This is a genomic window from Pseudomonas amygdali, from assembly GCF_002699855.1.
Classification (GTDB): Bacteria; Pseudomonadota; Gammaproteobacteria; order Pseudomonadales; family Pseudomonadaceae; genus Aquipseudomonas; species Aquipseudomonas amygdali.
Genome location: NZ_LKBW01000328.1, coordinates 1 through 20,581, shown reverse-complemented (window position 1 = coordinate 20,581; position 20,581 = coordinate 1). Strand labels below are relative to the sequence as shown.

The 20,581-nt window shown below is 61.3% G+C and carries 7 protein-coding genes and 1 pseudogene; 2 read left to right on the top strand and 6 right to left on the bottom strand.

From position 1 onward, the window contains the following. A partial coding sequence (locus AO277_RS27495) for a non-ribosomal peptide synthetase (protein WP_099259160.1) occupies positions 1 to 7,765 on the top strand: 7,765 nt, incomplete at its 5' end. 135 nt (positions 7,766 to 7,900) lie between these two features. On the opposite strand, the gene AO277_RS27490 is transcribed toward AO277_RS27495, so the two are convergent. The 6 genes from AO277_RS27490 to pvdM form a co-directional block, all read right to left on the bottom strand. Continuing rightward, on the bottom strand, positions 7,901 to 10,306 hold the full coding sequence (locus tag AO277_RS27490; RefSeq protein ID WP_044319617.1) for a TonB-dependent siderophore receptor: 2,406 nt from the start codon (positions 10,304 to 10,306) through the stop codon (positions 7,901 to 7,903). Positions 10,307 to 10,634: 328 nt separating this feature from the next. Next, positions 10,635 to 12,866 carry a TonB-dependent siderophore receptor gene (locus tag AO277_RS27480; protein ID WP_044319618.1) on the bottom strand — a complete coding sequence of 744 codons (2,232 nt, stop codon included), beginning with the start codon at positions 12,864 to 12,866 and terminating at the stop codon, positions 10,635 to 10,637. A gap of 307 nt (positions 12,867 to 13,173) precedes the next feature. Continuing rightward, positions 13,174 to 14,850: a cyclic peptide export ABC transporter gene (locus AO277_RS27475; RefSeq protein ID WP_002552935.1), complete on the bottom strand. Its 1,677-nt coding sequence runs from the start codon at positions 14,848 to 14,850 to the stop codon at positions 13,174 to 13,176. A 70-nt stretch (positions 14,851 to 14,920) separates the two neighbouring features. Then, a complete protein-coding gene (pvdO, locus tag AO277_RS27470) occupies positions 14,921 to 15,787 on the bottom strand; it encodes a dihydropyoverdine dehydrogenase (RefSeq protein ID WP_044319619.1) in 867 nt (288 codons plus the stop codon). Between the two features lie 48 nt (positions 15,788 to 15,835). After that, positions 15,836 to 17,116 carry a pyoverdine-tailoring periplasmic protein PvdN gene (gene pvdN, locus AO277_RS27465; protein ID WP_044319620.1) on the bottom strand — a complete coding sequence of 427 codons (1,281 nt, stop codon included), beginning with the start codon at positions 17,114 to 17,116 and terminating at the stop codon, positions 15,836 to 15,838. Then, complete coding sequence (gene pvdM / locus AO277_RS27460) at positions 17,109 to 18,503, bottom strand: pyoverdine-tailoring dipeptidase-like protein PvdM (protein WP_044319621.1); 1,395 nt, start codon at positions 18,501 to 18,503, stop codon at positions 17,109 to 17,111. Before pvdM ends, pvdN begins: the two co-directional genes overlap by 8 nt. 183 nt (positions 18,504 to 18,686) lie before the next feature. Here pvdM and pvdP point away from each other — a divergent pair. Then, positions 18,687 to 20,328, top strand: a pseudogene (gene pvdP, locus AO277_RS27455) (pyoverdine maturation tyrosinase PvdP). The last annotated feature ends 253 nt before the right edge of the window (positions 20,329 to 20,581 follow it).

Sequence of the window (20,581 nt, the reverse complement as noted above, 5' to 3'; positions counted from 1 at the left end):
TTCTAGGTTGGCGTTAGGGGGTCATTTTTACAGTGGCGGTGACAGTCAGGCCGACATTCGCATTGGTGCGCCCAACGCTGGGCGCACCCGCAGCGAGCTGGAAGGCCTGATTGGTTTCTTCATCAATACTCAAGTGTTGCGTGTGCAGGTGGACGAACAGCAGAGCTTTGCGCAGTTGCTGGCTCAGGTGAAACAGGTCGTGACCGGTGCCCAGTCGCATCAGGAACTGCCCTTTGAACATTTGGTGGATGCGCTGGCACCCGAGCGTAATCTGGGCCACAACCCGTTGTTCCAGTTCAAGATCAATCAGCACGTGTTGGCGGCCGACGACAGCGGGCAACGTGTGTCGGGTCTGACTGTCGATGAATTTCCGATTGGCAGCAGCGATGCGCGCTTTGATCTGGCCTTCGACTTCACCGACACGCCGGGCGGCATACGCGGTTATTTCACTTACGCCACCGACCTGTTCGAGCCATCGACCATCGAGCGCATGGCCGAGGCGCTACGCGCTGTACTGCAAGCGCTGGTCGCAGACACCGACCAGCGACTTGCCGATCAGCCGCAAGCAGTGTCGCTGCCGATTGCTGAACAGACCGCCGATTTTGCCTGCGATGACTTCCTCTGCCTGTGGCAACAGGGCCTGCGTATCGGCCGTGGCAAGACCGCGTTGCGCGTTGGTCAGCAAGTGTTGAGCTTTGACGAACTTGAACAACGCAGTAACCAGTTCGCCCGCTACCTGCATGCGCAGGACATCAAGCCGGGCATGACCGTTGCGCTGTGCCTGGACCGCTCTGTGGAATGGGTGGTCAGCCTGATGGCGGTGCTTAAACTCGGTGCCGTTTACCTGCCGCTGGACAGCGCACAGCCCGCCGAGCGTTTGCAGCAACTGGTTCGTGACAGCGGCGCGGCGTTGTTGATTCACGCGTTCGGCGACGACAAGGCCGCGCAACTGGGTGTGTGCCCGGTGCTGGCCTTCGATGCTGCGCTATGGTCCGAGGTGGATGGCAGTACGCTTAATGTGCGTGTCATCGCCGAACAACCGGCGTACATCATCTACACCTCCGGCTCCACCGGGCAGCCGAAGGGCGTGGTGATCAGCCACGGCGCGCTGGCCAACTACGTGCAGGGCGTGCTTGAGCGCCTGTCGCTGGATGACGGGGCGAGCATGGCGATGGTGTCGACTGTCGCCGCAGACCTGGGCCATACCTTGCTGTTTGGTGCGCTGGCGTCTGGGCGCCCGCTGCATCTGCTGTCCCACGAGCAAGCGTTCGACCCTGATGGCTTCGCCCGTTACATGGCCGAGCATCAGGTTGCAGTGCTGAAAATCGTACCCAGCCATTTGCAGGGGCTGCTGCAAGCCGCCAACCCGACCGACGTGCTGCCGGGCCAATTGCTGATTCTGGGTGGCGAGGCCAGTTCCTGGGCGTTGATCGAGCAAATCCGCACGCTCAAACCGGGCTGCCGGATCGTCAACCACTACGGCCCGACGGAAACCACGGTCGGCATCCTCACCCATGAAGTCGCCGAGCGCATTGACGCCTGCCGCAGTGTGCCGGTCGGTCAACCACTGGCCAATGGCAAAGCGCGGGTGCTGGACGCCTATCTCAACCCGGTTGCCGAACGGGTGGCGGGCGAGCTGTATCTGGGCGGTCGCGGTCTGGCGCAGGGCTATCTGGGCCGTGCGGCGATGACCGCCGAACGCTTCGTGCCGGACCCGCACGCCGAGGGTCAGCGCCTGTACCGTGCGGGTGACCGCGCGCGCTGGGTGGACGGCGTGCTGGAGTACTTGGGGCGCGCGGATGATCAGGTGAAAATTCGCGGTTACCGGGTCGAGCCGGGGGAAGTCGGCCAGTTGCTGCAAACCCTGGAAAACGTCGCCGAAGCCGTGGTGCTGGCGCAGCCGCTGGAAAGCGACGAAACACGCCTGCAACTGGTGGCGTACTGCGTTGCGGCGGCCGGTGCGAGCCTCAGTGTCGACAGCCTGCGCGAGCAACTGGCTGCGCGCTTGCCCGAATACCTGGTGCCCGCGCAGATCATGCTGCTGGACAGACTGCCCGTGACGGCCAACGGCAAGCTCGACAAGCGCGCCTTGCCTAAACCCGGCGTGGTCAAACAGCGCTACACCGCGCCGGTCGGCGAGATCGAGGAAAAGCTCGCCGCCGTGTGGGCGGACGTACTGAAGCTGGAACAGGTCGGCAGCACCGACAACTTCTTCGAACTGGGCGGCGACTCGATTCTCAGTCTGCAGATCATCGCTCGCGCCAAGCGCCAGGGCATCAAGGTCAGCCCCAAGCAGTTGTTCGAAAAGCAGACCATCGGCCAGCTGGCCTCGGTGGCAAAACTGATCCAGAAAAAGCCTGCTGCGGCGGCTGAACAGGTCAGTGGCTCGCTGCCGCTGCTGCCGATTCAGGCACGTTTCTTTGAACAGGATATCCCAGAGCGTCAGCACTGGAATCAGGCGCTGATGCTCAAGCCCCTGCAAACGCTGGATGCAATCCACCTTCAAGCTGCACTGACCGCGCTGATCGAACAGCACGACGCGCTGCGCCTGGGTTTTGCTCAGCAAGACGGCCAATGGCGAGCCACGTTCGGTGCGCTGAACACTCGCGACCTGCTCTGGACCCACGAACTGGACAGTGCCGAGCGCTTGCCTGAACTGGCCGATGAAGCACAACGCAGTCTGGACCTGAAAAACGGCCCGTTGCTGCGTGCGGTGCTGGTCGACTTACCGCAGGGCGAGCAGCGTTTGTTGCTGGTGATCCATCACCTGGTGGTGGATGGCGTGTCGTGGCGGGTGCTGCTGGAAGATATGCAACAGGCGTATGTCGCCATCGCAACAGGCCAGCCATTGGCGCTGGCGACGAAAACCAGCTCGCTGCAAAGCTGGGCCGAGCACTTGCAGGCCTACGCGCAAAGCCCTGTGCTGGCGCAGGAACTGGATTATTGGCAGACGCAGTTGCAGGACGTCAGCGACACCTTGCCCTGCGATCACCCGCACGGCGGTCAGCAACAGAAGCACGCGCTGTCGGTGGTAACGCAACTGAATGGCGAGCAGACCCGGCAACTGCTGCAAGACGCTCCGGCGGCTTATCGCACGCAGATCAACGACCTGCTGCTGACCGCGCTGGCGCGGGTGGTCAGTCGCTGGACCGCGCAGCCGCATGCCCTGATTCGTCTGGAAGGGCATGGCCGCGAAGACCTCTTCGACACGCTGGACATCACCCGTACGGTCGGCTGGTTCAGCAACCTGTACCCGGTCCGGCTCACGCCGCAGGCCACGTTGGCCGATTCGCTCATGACCATCAAGGAACAGCTGCGCGCAGTGCCCGACAAGGGCATTGGTTACGGCGCCCTGCGTTATCTGGGCAGTGAATCGGCGCGGCAGACCCTGCAAGCGTTGCCGCTGGGCAGTATCGTGTTCAATTACCTCGGGCAGTTCGACGGCAGCTTCGACGCACAAGGCGCGTTGTTCACGCCCTCGGCCGAGAGCAGCGGCGCGTCGCAGAGCGCCGATGCACCGTTGGCTGCGCCGCTCAGCATCAATGGCCAGGTGTATGGCGGCGAATTGCGCCTGAGCTGGACCTTCAGCGGTGCGGTATTTGAACGCGACACCGTGCAGCGGCTGGCCGACGAATATGCCGTTGAACTGCAACAATTGATTGCGCATTGCACCCGCGAAGGCGTGGCAGGCGTGACGCCGTCGGACTTCCCACTGGCACGCCTGAGCCAGTCGCAGTTGAGCAGTTTGCCAATCCCTGCGGCGCAGATCGAAGACATCTACCCGCTGGCACCGATGCAGCAGGGCATGCTGTTCCACACCCTGTTCGAGCAGGACGCGGGCAATTACATCAACCAGATGCGCGTCGAGGTCAGTGGCCTGGACGTGCCGCGTTTCCGTGCCGCCTGGCAGGCCACGCTGGATGCCCATGAAGTACTGCGCAGCGGCTTTGTCAGCCATCTTGAGCAGTCGCTGCAAGTGGTATTGCGCAATGTCAGCATGCCGTTTGTCGAACTGGATGCCCGTGCGCAATCAGGCGAATGGATCGACGATTGGGCGAATGCCGATCGCCAGCAGGGCTTCGACCTGGCTCGGGGGCCACTTCTGCGCCTGGCCGTATTGCGCACTGGCGAACAGACGCATCAACTGATCTACACCAGCCATCACATTCTCATGGATGGCTGGAGCAGCTCGCGCCTGCTGGGCGAGGTGCTGCAACGCTACAGCGGCCAGACGCTGCCGAGGCAAGTCAGTCGTTATCGCGACTATATCGAATGGCTGCAACGCCAGGATGCTGCGCTCAGTGAACGTTTCTGGACCGGCCAGCTTGCCGAACTGGACGAGCCGACCCGGCTGGTTCAGGCCTTCAAAGCGTCCGGGAGCGAGCAGGGGCATGGCGATTACCTGCAACTGATCGATGCCGATGGCACCCGCCAGTTGAGCGAGTTTGCCCGCGAGCAGCGCGTCACCCTCAACACGCTGGTGCAATCGGCCTGGCTGCTGGTGCTGCAACGCTACACGGGGCAGTCCAGCGTGACCTTCGGCGCAACCGTGGCCGGGCGTCCGGCTGACCTGCCGGGTGTTGAGGAGCAACTGGGGCTGTTCATCAACACCTTGCCGGTAATCGCCAGCCCGCGCCCGGAACAGCGGGTGGCGGACTGGGTTCAGCAAGTGCAGGCGAAGAACATCGCCCTGCGTGAGCATGAACACACACCGTTGTACGAGATTCAACGCTGGGCACGCAGCGCTGGCGAGGCGCTGTTCGACAACATTCTGGTGTTCGAAAACTACCCGGTGTCCGAAGCGCTGCAACAGTCCGCGCCGCAGGGGCTGGTGTTCGGCGGCCTGCACACCCAGGAGCAGACTCATTACCCGCTGACTCTGGTGGTCAATCTGGGCGAAACCCTGTCGATGCGCTTCAGCTATGCCCGCCAGCATTTCAGCGAGCAGCACATGGCGCAGTTGTCGGCGCATCTGCGCCAGGTTTTGCAGGCATTGGTGCGTGATCCGCAGGCGGCGATTGGTGAGCTGGCGCTGTTGGATGATCATGAGCAGCAGCAGATTGTTCGCGACTGGAACGCCACGGCTGTCGATTTCCCTGGTGAGCACTGCCTGCACAGCCTGCACAGCCTGATCGAAGCCCAGGTACAGGCCACGCCGGACGCTCCGGCACTGATTTTTGCGGCTGAACAACTGAGCTATGCGCATCTTAACGCCCGCGCCAACCAGCTTGCCCACCGCTTGCGTGAAGCGGGTGTCGGTCCGGACGTGCTGGTGGGGATTTGTGTCGAGCGTAGTCTGGAACTGGTGGTCGGTTTGCTGGCGATTATCAAGGCAGGTGGCGCTTACGTGCCGCTGGACCCGGATTACCCTGAAGATCGTTTGGCGTACATGATGCAGGAGAGCGGCATCGGTTTGCTGCTGACCCAGACTTTGTTGCTGGAAAGTCTGCCGGTTCCTGCTCAGGTACAAAGTCTGTGCCTGGATCAGGACGGCGACTGGCTGGCCGGATACAGCACTGCCAACCCGGAAAACTTCAGCCATCCGCTGAATCTGGCGTATGTGATTTACACCTCGGGTTCGACCGGCAAGCCAAAAGGCGCGGGCAACAGCCATCGCGCCCTGGTCAACCGCTTGCACTGGATGCAGACGGCTTACGCGCTGGATGGCAGCGATACGGTGTTGCAGAAAACCCCGTTCAGCTTCGACGTGTCGGTGTGGGAATTCTTCTGGCCGCTGCTGACCGGAGCACGTTTGGCCGTGGCGTTGCCGGGCGATCATCGCGACCCTGAGCGGCTGGTGCAGACCATCCGCGAACATGAGGTCACGACACTGCACTTTGTCCCGTCGATGCTCCAGGCGTTTCTCACCCATCCTCAGGTGGAAAACTGTAACAGCCTGCGTCGTGTGGTGTGCAGCGGCGAAGCACTGCCTGCCGAACTCGCCGGTCAGGTGCTCAAGCGTCTGCCGCAGGCGGGCTTGTTCAACCTGTACGGCCCGACCGAAGCGGCTATCGACGTCACTCATTGGACCTGCACCCCGGACGACGTGCTCAGCGTGCCGATTGGTCGACCCATCGATAACCTGAAAACCCACATTCTGGATGACGGCTTGCTGCCTGCCGCGCAAGGCGTTGCGGCAGAGCTGTATCTGGGTGGCGTTGGTCTGGCGCGGGGTTATCACAACCGTGCAGCGCTGACGGCTGAACGCTTTGTGCCGGACCCGTTCGACGAGCAGGGCGGGCGTCTTTACCGCACCGGGGATCTGGCGCGTTATCGTGACGAAGGCGTTATCGAATACGCCGGGCGTATCGACCATCAAGTGAAAATTCGCGGGCTGCGTATCGAGCTGGGCGAGATCGAAGCGCGTCTGCATGAGCATGCCGGTGTGCGAGAAGCCAATGTAATCGATATTGACGGGCCTTCCGGCAAGCAGTTGGTGGCGTATCTGGTGCGCACTGATGCTGCTCAGGACTCGGACGCTCTGCGCGAAACCCTGAAAACGCACCTTAAGGCTCACGTGCCGGATTACATGGTGCCGACATACTTTGTCTTCATTGATGTGATGCCGCTGACCGCCAACGGTAAGCTGGATCGCCGGGCACTGCCCAAACCGGACGTGGCTCGTTCACAGCAAGGCCACGTCGCGCCACGTACGGAATTCGAGCAACGTCTTGCCGCATTGTGGGAGCAGGTGCTGCAAGTCGAACGGGTAGGGCTCAACAACAACTTCTTCGCCTTGGGCGGCCACTCGCTGCTGGCGGTTTCGCTGGCAGGCAGGATTCGCGAGACGTTTGATGTCTCCATCAAACTGCATGATTTCCTGTTGATGCAGACCCTCGGTGAGCTGGCCGATTTCATGCGTACCAATGAGGCTAAGGTCAAATCGGCGGTCATCGTCATGAACGCCAATCGATCGGACAATGCGCCGTTGTTCTGCCTGCCACCGGGCGGTGGCGGCACCTACTCGTATTACCCGCTGGCTGGCCAATTGAGCGACAGCCGACCGGTTTACGGGCTGGTCAACAAGGCTTACGTGGTGCCGGGCTGGTTTGATACGTCGTGGCAGGAAATGGTCGATTACTACGTCGAGCAAATCCGTATGACTCAATCGCACGGGCCTTACAACCTGCTGGGCTGGTCGATGGGCGGTGCGTTGGCCATCGAGGTGGCGCATGTACTTGAGCGTGAGGGCGACACGGTCAGCTTTCTCGGGCTGGTGGACACCCAGTTGCCTGCCTCGGTGGGGATGGAGTGGGTCGAAGAAGCGCCGGAAGTCACCACGCAAAAACAGGGCGAAAACTACTACCGCAGCCTGATCAAAAGCTTGCAGGCGTTTATGCCGGGCTTGCAGGAAGCGTCGATTGTGGGGCTTATCGAAACCGCCCGGCAGTCGCTGTCCAGCGAGGGTGAGGTGATTGACTGGGTGGTCGACCATGTCGCGCTGGAGGCCGGCATGAACGCCGACAACCTGCGCAGCATATTCCAGGACATCACCGTGCAGGACGAGATCGAAACCGGTTACAAACTACTGGAAGCCAACGCACAACTGAGCCAGGCATTTACCCTGAAAACGCTTAACGTACAGGCCGATTGCTGGTGGGCCGGGCAGAGCCGTGCGCCAGGACAGATTGCCCGGGCTGAAGCGGTGCTGCTTGAACAGTGCTCGGTCAACGGGCTGCGCAGCTCGACAACGGTTGATCAGCGGCATGACAACGTGGTGCTTGCCGAGGCGTTTCTGCACGGGCTTGCCGAGCGGCTTGTGTGACGCAGAGCGTCACGAACGGCATTCCCACGCGGAGCGTGCGGAACGATAATCCCAGCTATCGTGCGGCGCTCCGCGTCGCATGCAGTTCTGGACGCTCTGCGTCCGATCTTGATTGTAAGACGCGAGCGCGGGCTTCTAAAAATCGCCGCGCAACGTCAGGACGTAGTTGCGCGGGTCGCCGTAGTAGTTGCCGCGGTCGATGTCGCCGGTTGCCTTGTAGTATTTGCGATCCAGCAGGTTGTTGCCGTTGAGGGCCACCGACCAGTGTTCGTCGATCTTCCATGAGGCGCGTGCGTCCCAGATGGCGCGGCCAGGGTTGTCGATGGGCTGGGTCGACTCGTGCTCCGAGTAGCCGCTTTGCGCCGACACACCGCCGCCGACGGTCAGTCGACGCCAGGTGCCTGGCAGGTTGTAGCTGCTGGACAAGCGCAGCATGTGCCGGGGTGTTTCTGCTGAAATCGATTTCCCGTCGCTGCCGCGCGTGAGGTTGAAGGTGTAACCGGCGAGGGTCTGCAAGCCCGGTAACGGCTCACCGCTGATCTCCATGTCGATACCCTTGCTGCGCCGGATGTCGCCATTCACATAGCAGGTGCCGTAAGCGTCGTTGCTCAGGCACTGGCCCGCATTGGCATCGTCCTCGACCGCCACGTCTTTCTGTTTCACATAGAACAGCGCGAAAGACACGTTCAGGCGCTTGTCGAACAACTCGCCCTTGATGCCGGTTTCATGGCTGGCACCGATGGCCGGGTCAAGAAATGCGCCGGATGCCGTTCGATAACCGCTCTGCGGCAGGAAGATATCGGTGTAGCTGGCGTACCACGACCAGTCTCGGTTCAGATCGTAGATCACGCCAACGAACGGCGTGACCTGGTTTTCCTCCTGAGCGCGAGTAGTCACGCCTGCGGACTGGCTCTGATAGTCATACCAGCTGACCCGGCCGCCCATGACCAGGCTCAACGACTCGGTCAGGCTCAGGCGCAGGTTGCTGTAAACGCCATAACGCTTGTCGCTGTAGTCGGTGCTGCGCCAGGCTGGACGAGCAGGTTCAGCAATCGCGTCGTGATCGGGATTGAAGATGTCCAGCGGCCGATTGCTGTTGACGGTGGCATAGCGCGAATCACGTTTTTGCTCAGACCAGTTGCCGCCGATGGTCAACTGGTGGGTCAGGCCAAAGGCGTCGAAACGACCGTCCAGATGGCTGTCGAAACCGTCGCTTTGCAGCGTGTCCGAGCGAAACAGGGTTCTGACCAGTCGTGAACCGCTCTGGGTCGCAGGGTCTATGGCGCCTTGTGCGTACGCGACTTTCTGATCGAAAGCCCCATCGGAGTGAGTGGCAGACAGTGTGCCGCTCCAGTTCTCGTCAAAGCGGGTTTCCAGTTCGCTGAACACCTCGTCGGTGCGGGTCTGATGACGGTTCCAGTCCTGGGCCAAGGAGGTGGAACGCGGCAGATCAATCGCTTTGCCGTTGCTGTAGCGGGGCAGGCCGAAAATCGAATAGCCGTGGGTATCCGCGCTTTGATGGCGCAGGCCCAGCGTGAGCGTGGTGTCTTCGCTCAGGTCGGTTTCCAGAATGCCGTACAACAGCGGCGCAGTCTTTTTCAGGCCGTCGATGTAGTATCCACGGTCTTCGTAAGACGTGACAAAACGCCCGCGCACGCTGCCCGAGTCGTTGAGCTTGCTGCTGCCATCCAGATCGACCCGGTACTGGTCCCAACTGCCGGCGCGGGTGGTGATCGAGAACTGCGGTAAGGCGGTCGGCCGCTTGCGCACCAGATTGACCGCGCCACCGGGGTTGCCCGCGCCGATCAACAGCCCGGCAGCACCGCGCAGCACTTCAACGCGGTCGTAGATCTCCGTGTCCGGGGTCATCCAGCCGGTCACGCTGTAACCCTGACCGGCAACGCCATCGATGGTGTAGCTCTCGTCTTCCAGCGCGAAGCCCCGCGAGCTGAACACATGAGAGCCAAAGTTGCGTTGCGAAAAGGTGATGCCAGGCGTCTGCGCCATCACCTCGTCGAGGCCGTTGAGGTTTTTGTCGTTCATCAACTGACGGGTCATGACCGTGACCGATTGCGGGGTTTCGCGCAGCGATTGTGATGCCTTGTTGATGCTCACGCCGGTCGCCGCATACGAGCCGCTGCCCTCGGTGGTGATACCGAACGGGTCGCCCTTGATCGCCACTGGCCCAAGGTTCATGGGTTGCGCTGACGCCGCGCTGCCGAGGGTCAGGGTGTCGGCCTCGAGGTTGTGCGTTACACCAGCCTGTTTCAGCAGATCCGCGACCGCCTGTTCAGGCGTCAACCTGCCGTGCACCGGGCTGCTGAACTTGCCGTTCACATCATCGGGGTTGTAAAGAATTTGCAGGTCGCCCTGGCGCCCCAGCTCTTTAAGGGCGCTGTTCAAGGGTTGTGCGGGGATATCGAAGTCGAACTCTTCAGCCAGTGCCTCGCCCTGAAAAGCCAATGCCAGCACCAGCCCGCCCAGACGCAAGCCAAGCGTTTTCACGCGGCCTGTGCGCAGACGGCTGAAGGGTGTTTGCATGGGAGGGATGGCTCTTTGAAATCGAGGGTGCAGGATAATGTATTTGCGCGGTTTGGTCGTGGGCACCGCTGTGCATCACAAGCCGACAACGCGTCGCACATCAAAACCGGACGCAGAGCGTCCAGAAAGGCGTTCCAACGCGGAGCATTGGAACGATAGGTGTTCTTACGGACACCTATCGTTCCGCACGCTCCAGCGTGGGAATGCCTTGGGTGACGCTCCGCGTCACAAATCTGCGCCGCGCCGCGTATTCAAGAACGGACGCAGAACGTTCACAAAGGCATACCAACGCGGAGCATTTGCACAAGAGTCAAAGCCTGGACTCAGATCAGAAATCCCCCCGCAAGGTCAGGACATAGCTGCGCGGTTCGCCGTAGACGTTGGAGCGGTCGGTGGCGATCGAGGTGCTGTAGTACTTGCGGTCGAAAAGGTTTTCGGCGTTGAGCGACACCTTCCAGTTCTCGTCCAGTTTCCACGAGGCTCGCGCATCCCAGATGGCCTTGCCAGAAACGCCCAGCTGTTTGTTGGACGGCACTTCATAGCCCGAATCTGCCGACACGCCGGTGCCCAGGGTCAGGCGGTTCCATGCACCCGGCAGGTTGTAGCTGGTGTTGAGGCGCAGCATGTGTTTCGGTGTTTCGTAGGCGACATCCGCATCGCCGTTGTTGCGCAGCATGTTGAAGGTATAGCCGCCGAATACTTGCAGGCCTGGCAACACTTCACCGCTGGCTTCGACGTCGACACCCTTGCTACGGCTGATGCCGTCCTGCAGGTAGCAGGAGCCGTCGGAGCTGGTCGGGCAGGTCTGAGTTGTGTTCACGTCCAGCGCGGCGACATCTTTCTGTTTGATGTAGAACAGCGCCATCGACAGGTTCATGCGCTTGTCGAACAGTTCACCCTTGAAGCCGGTTTCGTAGTTGGAGCCGATGGCCGGGTCCAGCGGCGAGCCGCCTGCGGTTACGTAGTTGGCTTGTGGTGTGAAGATGTCGGCATAGCTGGCGTACCACGACCAGTTGTCGTTGATGTCGTAGATCAGGCCGGCGAACGGGGTGAATTCCTGAGTCTGCTTGGATTCATAATCCGTGGCTGCACCGGTTTTGACGTCGTACTTGTAGTCATACCAGCTCAGGCGGCTGCCCAGAACCACGCTCAACGGCTCGCTCAGGTGAATACGCGTGTTGGCGTACAGGCCTGCGCGTTCTTCGGTGGTGTCGATGTCGGTGGTCCAGGCCGGACGGACCGGTTTGGCGAAAGCGCTCTGGTCGACATCAAAGACGTTGACTGCGGTGCGTCTCGTCACGGTCGCCTGATGCGTGTTGGCGTCCTGCTTTGACCAGTCAGCCCCCAGGGTTACCTGATGCTCAAGGCCGAACGCGTTGAAGTTACCTTCAAGTTGACTGTTCAGACCGACGCTGTCGACCTCGTCCTTGCGAAACAGTGTGCCCTGAAAATTGGAGCCCGCCAGCGTCGTTGGGTTTACTGCGCCTCGTGCGTAGGCAATGTTCTGATCAAAACCGCCCTGCGAGTAAGTAAGCGACGTGCGGCTGGCCCAGTCCTCATTGAAGCGATGCGCGACTTCGGTAAAGACCTCGGTCATGTCGCTTTCAAGACGGTTCCACTTCTGCGCCAGATTGGTCGAGCGCGACAGGTTCAGCGACTGGCCGTTGCTGTAGCGCGGCAGGCCGTAGATCGAGTATCCATTGATGACCTGTTCCTGGCGACGCAGGCTCATGGTCAGCGTGGTGTCATCGCTCAGGTCGGCTTCGACGATGCCGTACAGCAGCGGGGTGCGGCTGTCGCGCCCATCCAGGTACGAACCACTGTCATCGTAAGCCGCGACCATGCGCCCGCGCAGCGTACCCGAATCGTTGAGCTTGCCGCTGCCATCCAGATCGACGCGGTACTGATCCCACGAACCTGCGCGAGTGGTGATCGAAAATTTGTTGTCGGCGGTCGGGCGTTTGCGCACCAGATTGACCGCGCCACCGGGCTGACCGGCACCTACCAGCAGGCCAGACGCGCCGCGCAATACTTCCACACGGTCATAGATGGCCATGTCCGGCTGCATCCAGCCGGTGATCTGATAGCCCTGGCCGCCAATGCCGTCGACCAGAAAGCTCTCCGCCAGCAGCGAGAAGCCGCGCGAGGTATACACGTGACCGCCGAAGTTACGGTACTGGAAGGTGATCCCCGGAGTGTCTTCCAGAACCTTGCTCAGGCTGTTGAGGTTGTTGTCATCCATGACTTGCCGAGTCACCACGCTTACAGACTGCGGTGTTTCACGCAGCGACTGTGGCGCGCCCTTGCCGATACTTACCGCGCCGGTGGTGTAAGAGCCAGTGCCGTCAGTGGCGGTGCCCAGGTACTGCGAGTCGATCGCGGTCGGGGCCAGGTTGACCGTGCCCGTGGTGGTCGAACCGTCTGCGGCGGTTTCCTGTGCCTGGCTGGCCACCGGCATACAGAGCGCAAGGCCCATGGCCGCCATGGATGGCCGGGAGCGGAACATCTGACTGAGCATCAACGCTTTGCTGAGCGGGGTAAGTCGTGACGGGTTGTGCATGAATTGGCTCTTTCCAGTGGGTATCGGCAAGGAGATTGAGAGCGTTGTTCAGGTCTGCGCAGTCGGGTTCAGCCGTCGACGGGGCAGGCGTGAGCAACTTTTTTATAAGGAGCTGCGTGGGAGATGGCTGTGCACGCAATTCGCTGTTAATGAGAACGAAAGCGAATAACGTTTATTTAATGAATTTTTCACAATTCCGGAAAAAAGATGGCGCTTGGCTATCTGGCTGGGGCCGGTATGGCTTCGCCGGGTAACAAAAAGCCCCGCTCGCGGACTGGCCGGGCGGGGCTTTCGAGGCGTGGATGAATCAGGCCGGAATGGTTTTTTCGTAAGTGTCGTTCTGCACCTGCTCGACCTGAATCTGCCCGGTCTGCATGCGCACCAGTTGGTCGGCGATGTAGAAATAGCGGTCGTCATGGGAGATGACGATGATGGTCTTGCCTTGCTGCTTCAGCTCCGGCAGCAGTTCGGTGTAGAACACGCGCCGGAACGCCGGGTCCTGATCGGCAGCCCACTCGTCGAAGACCAGCACCTGACGCTCGTCCAGCCACGCGTTGATCAGTGCCAGACGCTTGCGCTGACCGGTCGACAGGTCGGTGGTGGTGAAGGCACCGTCCTTTATGCTGACCTTGTGCGCGATGTCCAGCCGCTCCAGGTATTTGCCGGCGTCTTGCGGCAGCGCGGCCTGCCCCTGCAACGGCTCATCAAACAGGTAGTAATCGGCAAAGATCGTAGTGAATAACTGGCGGTAGTCATCCAGGTTTTCCGGGGTGACGGTCTGCCCATTGAGGCGGATTTCGCCCTGTTGCGGCGTGTATAGACCCAGCAGCAGCTTGATCAACGTGGTCTTGCCACAGCCGTTTTCGCCGACGATGAACACGATATCGCCCTGTTTGATGCTCAAATCGACCGGGCCGAGATGAAAGGCGTCGCTGCCCTCGACCGGAGGGTAGTCATAGCGCAGGTTGTGCAGTTCCAGGGTTTGCATATTGGCCAGCGAATTGGGGCGGTCGCTGACCAGCAAGTGGGGTTCGGGGTTGGAAAACTTCCACGACAGTTCGGCGATACGGCGCATGGCGATCTGCGCGCGGCTGATGCCGGGCAGGGCTGTGATCAGGCGTTCCAGCGGGCCTTTCATGTACAGCATCACCAGCACGAAGCCGCCCAGCACGGTTTTTTCAGTGGTCGGCCACATGGCCTGGAAGGCGATGGCGATGCCGATCACGGCAAAGAACAGCATCGAACCGAAGGTTTCCGCGCTGACGAAAATGTTGGCGGCGCGAATGTTCGAGCGGCAGATGTGCTCGGTGGCACCGTGAATCTTCTCGTCGAGCATGTGCTGGCGACGCTTGCGCTGAATGCGCAGCTCCTTGGCACCCGCAGACAGCGCCTGATAGTGCTTCTGCAATTCGTCTTCGCTGTTGCGCGCCGCCAGAATGCTACGCATGCCGTACGCATGGGCCAGGTACTGCGCGCCGGTGCCGAGCACCACGGTGAGCACGGTCAACGCCAGAATCTGCCAGGACAGCAGTGCCAGATAGGTCAGGCAGCCCAGGGTGACGGTGAACGAGATGACCATCGGTGCGACCGACAGGGCGAAGGTGCTGATGGTGTTGACGTCGTTGAGCAGCACCGGAATCAGACGGTGCGAGCGATAACGCTCCAGTTGCTCGATGGGTGCCACCAGCACCTTGGCAGCCAGCTCGCGGCGCAGGTTGGCGACCACGCGCTGGCCAACGTAGTTGGTCGACAGGTTGGACAGTGTCGAGCAGGCCAGGGTCAGCACACATAACCCGGCGAACAGCAGCGCGGTCTGCGTGTCCGGTCCGCCGGGCATGTTCATCGCATTGTTGATGGTGGCCAGCAGGCCGGTGACGCTCAGACCGCTGACAATCCCCAGCACGGTCGACAGCGCCACCAGCCACCAGAAGGGCTTGAGGATTCTCAGGGTTTCCCGGGCGAGGCTTTCAGTTTTGCGGGTCATGGGTGTGTCTCGTCAGTGTCCGTGAGTGCGGCCCGCGTCTGTCGCAGGCCGCAGGCGCGCATGAAGTCCGTTACAGGTCGCGGGCGACCCGGAAACCCAGCCAGTCGCCGCGTACATCCGGCTGACGGCTGTTGCGGTTGCCGGAGCGGGAGAAGATCGGCGCTTCGGTCCAGTCATTGCCGCGAATCATTTTCCAGGTGCAATCGCCGGCCAGCCACGCGCTGCCGTCAGTGGGTGCGCCGTTGTAGTTGCTGGTCTCGCAATCGGCGGTCCATTCGTAGACATTGCCGTGGGCGTCGTAAATGCCGAAATCGTTGGGGCTGTAGCTGCCAGCGGGCGCGGTGTAGCTGAAGCCGTCTTCCGGGCCGTAGGTGTTGGCGTGTTTGGCGATGCTGTAGGGCTTGCCTTCATCCATCGGGAACGGGAAAGAGCCCTTGCTGCCGCCACGTGCCGCGTATTCGCGCTGCGCTTCGCTGACCATGTGATAGGACTTGCCGGTCTTCTTCGACAGCCATTCGACATAGGCCTTGGCTTCGTTCCAGTCCATGCACACGGCGGGCTGGCGCGCCGTCAGCGGGTAGCGTGGCTTGCCGGCCTTGCACTCGCGGCCAGGGCGGGTATCGCCGTCTGGCATCTTGTAACCGGAGCTCTTGATGTAGGCGTTCCATTCGCCACTCAGTACCTGAAAGCGGCTGATGGCGAACGGTTTGGCGAAGGTCACGTCGTGCAGCGGGCCTTCGTCCGGCTGGCGACCCAATTCCTCTTCGGGCGCACCCATGGTGAAAGTGCCCGCAGGCAGCACGACCATTTCCGGGCAATCCTTGCAGTCCTTGAACACTTTTCCGGGCGCGGGCACCGCCGCAGGCGTGGCGGCGAGGGTGGTGCCGCAGAGCAACAGGCCGAGCAAAGCGGAAAGGGGCAGCAGTGTTTTTTTCATGACGGGTCTCGATGGAAAACGGAAAACAGTGGATTCAGTGCGTGCACGTCAGCTGCGCTGGCTGAGCAGGGCCATGAATCGATCGATTTCGGCCTCGTTGTTCAGCAATCCGGGCGCGGTGCGCACCACCGGGCCGACATCACGGCTCACGGCGTCCACGACCATGCGTTGTTTCATCAGCCAGGCGGCCACCTCGTCGCTTTCCTGGCCCTTGAGCCGGAAGAAACTGAAACCCGCCGACAGTGTCGGGTCCATCGGTGTCACCAGTTCGACGTTGGGCTGCGCCTTGAGGCGCTGCTTGAGGTAGCTGTTAAGCTCGTGAATACGCGCCTGCACGTCGGCTTTGCCCAGTTGCAGGTGCAGCTTGAACGCCTCGTTCAGTGCCCAGCGGTGTTCGAACGAGTGATAGCCGCCGGGCGTCATGATCGTGCTGAAACCGGTGGCTTCCGAGAACGTCGGGATCAGTGGGGTGAGGTCTTTGACCTGCTCCGAGCGGGCGCAGACAATGCCTGTGCCGCGCGGGCCGAACATCCACTTGTGAGTGCCGGCGACATAGAAGTCGCACTTCATGTCCGGGAAATCCAGGTTCTCGACGCCAAACCCGTGTACGCCGTCGACCACATACAGAATGCGGTCTTTGTCGTCACGGTTGCGGTTGTGTTCCTCGATCAGATCGCCGATGGCGCCGATAGGCAATTTCACACCACTGCCGGACTGCACCCAGGTCATGCCCAGCACTCGCGTCTTCGGCTGAATACTGCGCGCAATGGAGCCGATGATTTCGTCTGCCGACACGGTCGCCGGGTCTTTGAACAGGCGAATCTTGCGCACCTGAGTGCCTTCGCGCTGCTGGCGGAATTTGAGGATGTCGCGGGTGCAGGAATGCTCGTGCTCGGTGGTCAGAATCTCCTGATCCGGGCGCACATGCAGACCGCCGTAGATGATCGCCAGCCCTTCGGTGGTGCTGCCGGTGAGGGTGATTTGGCCAGGCTGGGCATTCAGGTACTTGCCCGCCCAGACGCGAACTTCATGTTCGCGGCGCTCGGTTTCCCCCAGGTCCCAGTCCATCGCTAGTCCGGGGTTGCGGTCGATGCGCGCGCGATGCTGTTCGATGGCCTCGCGAACCGGAGTGGGGTGCGAGGTGACCAGAAAGTTGGAAAGGTGGACGTAATCCGGGTCCTGATTGAACAGCTGTTTCAAGCGCGCCCATTTGTCTGTGGATGTCGGTGCAGGTGCGGACGCCAGTGCCGTTGACGCAAGACCGGAGCCCAGTGGCAAGGCTGCGGCCAGCACTCCGGCCTGTTTGAGGAAGGTTCTGCGGTCAGTCATGAGCGGTAGCGCCTGATGTTCGGCTAGCGGCATTCGAAAGGTTGGTTTGTTTCGCATCCGGACGCGCCGAAGCCTGCACCTGCTCCCAGACGCGCAGAAAATTGCCGCCCCAGAGCTTGGTGATATCCGCTTCGGCGTAACCGCGCTCGATCAGCTCGGCGGTCACGTTGCGAACCTCGCTGACATCGTTGAAGCCTTTTACGCCACCGCCATCATTGAAATCGGAGCTGATGCCGACATGGTCGATACCGATCTTTCTGACCGTGTAATCGATGGCGTCGACGAAATCCTTGACCGTGGCCTTGGGCTCTTCTTCAAGGATCGCGTACAGCTTGCTGGCGTAGGCACCGAAGCGCAGTTCCGGCCAGACCGTGATAATCGCGTCGCCGGGCATCAGTGCCATGGCCAGGTTGGGCAGTGGCGGCAGGTCGAAGTCCTTGCGCAGGGCGTTGAGCTTGTCCTGAGTCTTCTGGGTCAGCGGCTTCAAATAAGCCGGGAACGCCACGATCTGCACCACGCCGCCACTGCGCTTGATGAGCTGCATTTCCTCGTCGCTGAGGTTGCGCGGGATGTCCACCAGCGCACGCGGGGCCGAGTGCGAGGCGACCATTGGCGTACGGCTCAACTGGCTGACCTGCTCCAGCGCCTTGCTCGACATTTGCGAGACATCAATGATCACGCCCAGGTCGTTGAGGCGTTGCACTGCCTGCTTGCCGATCTCCGACAGGCCACCCAGCGCGTCGGGCGTGTCGTTTAGAAAGGGCAGGGGGCGTGAAGAGTCGGCCCAGCTGTTATTACCGACGTAACTGAAGCCGAACATGCGCATGCCGCGCGCTGTCCAGTGGTCCAGCAGGCTCAGGTCATTGCCCAGCGGGTAGGCGTTGAGCATGCTGATAAAAATCGCAAACTTGCCCTCGCCGTGCAGGCGGCGCATGTCGTCGGGGGTATAGGCGATGCCGACCTGATTGGGGAAATCCCGAACCATGCCGGTGATGATCTTGTAGCGCACTTCCTGCTGGTGGCGCGCTTCGTCGACAAAGCCGGGTGTCGGGCGATGCGGGGCATTGTCGCCGTTCCAGATTTCCGGCCAGCCGAATACCGTCAGTGCTGCGCCGGACAAGCGCCCGCGTGCGGTTTTCACCAGGTCGAACTGGCCCGAACCGTCCTTGTCGGCTTCATTGCCCTCGCTGCCGAATTTCATCGGCACGGTGATGTGGCTGTCGAAGGAAATGATCCGCTCTTGCAGGTCGTCGGCCTGCTTCATGACCTTGACCGGGTAACCGGCAGGCGACCAGTAATTCCAGGCCAGAAAACCCGCGCCTGCACTGATGGCCAGGGCCAGCGGCAGGCCGATGAAGAGAGCCTTTTTCCAACGCGGTCTTGTCATTTCCGTCTCGTTCAGATTAACCGTTGCGCAGCCTGCAAGGGCTGTTGCTATCTGGTGGAGAACGAGCGGATGGGCGAAAAATTTAGCGCCGTATCCTGGATTCGGATGCTGAGCTAAATTTGTCTGCCGGGTTTACGTTCTAGCTTGGATAACGGCTGTCTCGGTGCTGGAACAGGTAGGGTAATGACGATTTCTCGACGAGGGTTCATAGCAGGGCTGGCGCTGACCGGCGCGGCAGTTCCGGCTGCCTATTATGCGCATCGGGAATTCACCCGTGTCGAGGAACCCGTGACACCGGGCGAGGCCACGGCCGGGCCCGCAGATAAGTCCACCCAGCGCCTGGCCGACAAGCTGCGCGGGGTATGGACGCTGCGTTTCGAGGGGCGTGATGCCGGATTGGCCGATGCGCCGCTCGAAGGTCTGGAAATGTTTCTCGACATTGCCCCGCGCGGTCGTGGCCTGCGCGGTTATATCGATACGCCGGAGCAATTGCGCAGCGACGCACAGCCACGCTTCCGGGTGATTGGCGACCTGCAACCGGCCAACGCGGCAAAACTGTATCTGCGGGTGATGGACGGCCATGCTGGCAATGATCCGCACAGCGACACTCCGGATTACGAATTCAGCCTGACCCTTGATGAAGTCTGGGGCGCGTTCGGCAATGCGGGCAGCGGCACGTTGAGCGGACGTATCGAACGTCTGGACCGGCCGTTGGCCCTGCCGGAGCTGGAAAACCGCCTGATTGCCATCAAGCAGGTGTTCCCTGAGGCGCGCGAGCGGGTCGGCCTGAGTCCGCCGTTTCTGGCCTGGCTGGTTTCCAAGGAGCATCGCTTGTTTCACCAGCTGTGGCATGCCTCTCGGGACAAATGGCACAAGCTGCCCGAAGACAAGCGCAACGCCCTGCGTGGTATCGGCTGGCAGCCGGGGCCGCGCGAGAAAGAGCGTGATGCGCGTGGCCCGCACAAGGACCGCAACGGTTCGGGTGAAGACTTCTTTTACATGCACCGGCACATGCTGATTCAGGCGCGCAAGATTCAGGACCTGCCGTCGTGGCCGCGGTTTCCGTTGCCTCAGCCTGCGCTGGAGCGTGACCGGTTGGGTTTCGCACGTTATTTCGATAATCACGACGGTTGTTCGCTGCCGCCCAACTGGCTGGCCCAGGGCGATGAGGAATACACGCAACTGGTCAGCGATATCAAAAGCCACGAGACGTTTCACACGCACTTTCAGGTCTGGGAGTCGCAGTACCGCGACCCGCGCTTTCTGTCGAAGCTGACGTTGGGGCAGTTTGGTTCGCAGGTTGAGCTGGAACTGCACGACTGGTTGCACATGCGTTGGGCCTCCGTCGCTCGCGACCCCGCCAACGGCCAGCCGGTGCCCATGGCGCGTCGTTCGGACGACTTCGCCGAGCGCTGGTTCGAGCCGGAAAACGACTTTCTCGCCGATCCGTTTTCATCGCATGTGAACCCGGTGTTCTGGATGTTTCACGGCTGGATCGACGACCGCATCGACGACTGGTTCCGCGCCCACGAGCGCTTTCATCCGGGTGAAGTGAAGCGCCTGGAAGTCAATGGCGTGCCGTGGTTCGCGGCGGGCCGCTGGGTTGAAGTCAGCGACCCGTGGCTGGGGCCGGAAACCCACGGCTGCAGCACCGTGCCCGGGCAGGCGGCAGGCGGCAGGCACGACCATGGAAATGGACCCGGAAGTCATGAAGCTTGCGCTGCGTATTACCTTTGCGGCGGATGACAAATTGAGCAACCTGCTACGCCGCGTGCCGCGCAGGCCTTGGTATGCAAGGAATCTGTTGCCGGAGAGGTGGTTTTAGCGAACGGTCGTTGAGATGATCGTTCCGCACGCTCAAGCGTGGGAATGCAGGTCACGACGCTCTGCGTCGCAAAGAGGACGCGGAGCGTCCCGAACGGCATCCGACGCAGAGCGTCGCACGATAATTGAGTTATCTGCGCAGACCGACGCAGAGCTTCAGTACGATAGTTGGGATTATCGTTCCTCACGCTCTGGTATGCCCCCCGAAGGTTGGACAATTATCCACTTACGCTGCCTTGGCGGCCTGCATCCTG

Coding starts and splice junctions, on each gene's coding strand:
- AO277_RS27490 (WP_044319617.1), bottom strand. CDS start 10,306: ATGCAAACACCCTTCAGCCGTCTGCGCACAGGCCGCGTGAAAACGCTT.
- AO277_RS27480 (WP_044319618.1), bottom strand. CDS start 12,866: ATGCACAACCCGTCACGACTTACCCCGCTCAGCAAAGCGTTGATGCTC.
- AO277_RS27475 (WP_002552935.1), bottom strand. CDS start 14,850: ATGACCCGCAAAACTGAAAGCCTCGCCCGGGAAACCCTGAGAATCCTC.
- pvdO (WP_044319619.1), bottom strand. CDS start 15,787: ATGAAAAAAACACTGCTGCCCCTTTCCGCTTTGCTCGGCCTGTTGCTC.
- pvdN (WP_044319620.1), bottom strand. CDS start 17,116: ATGACTGACCGCAGAACCTTCCTCAAACAGGCCGGAGTGCTGGCCGCA.
- pvdM (WP_044319621.1), bottom strand. CDS start 18,503: ATGACAAGACCGCGTTGGAAAAAGGCTCTCTTCATCGGCCTGCCGCTG.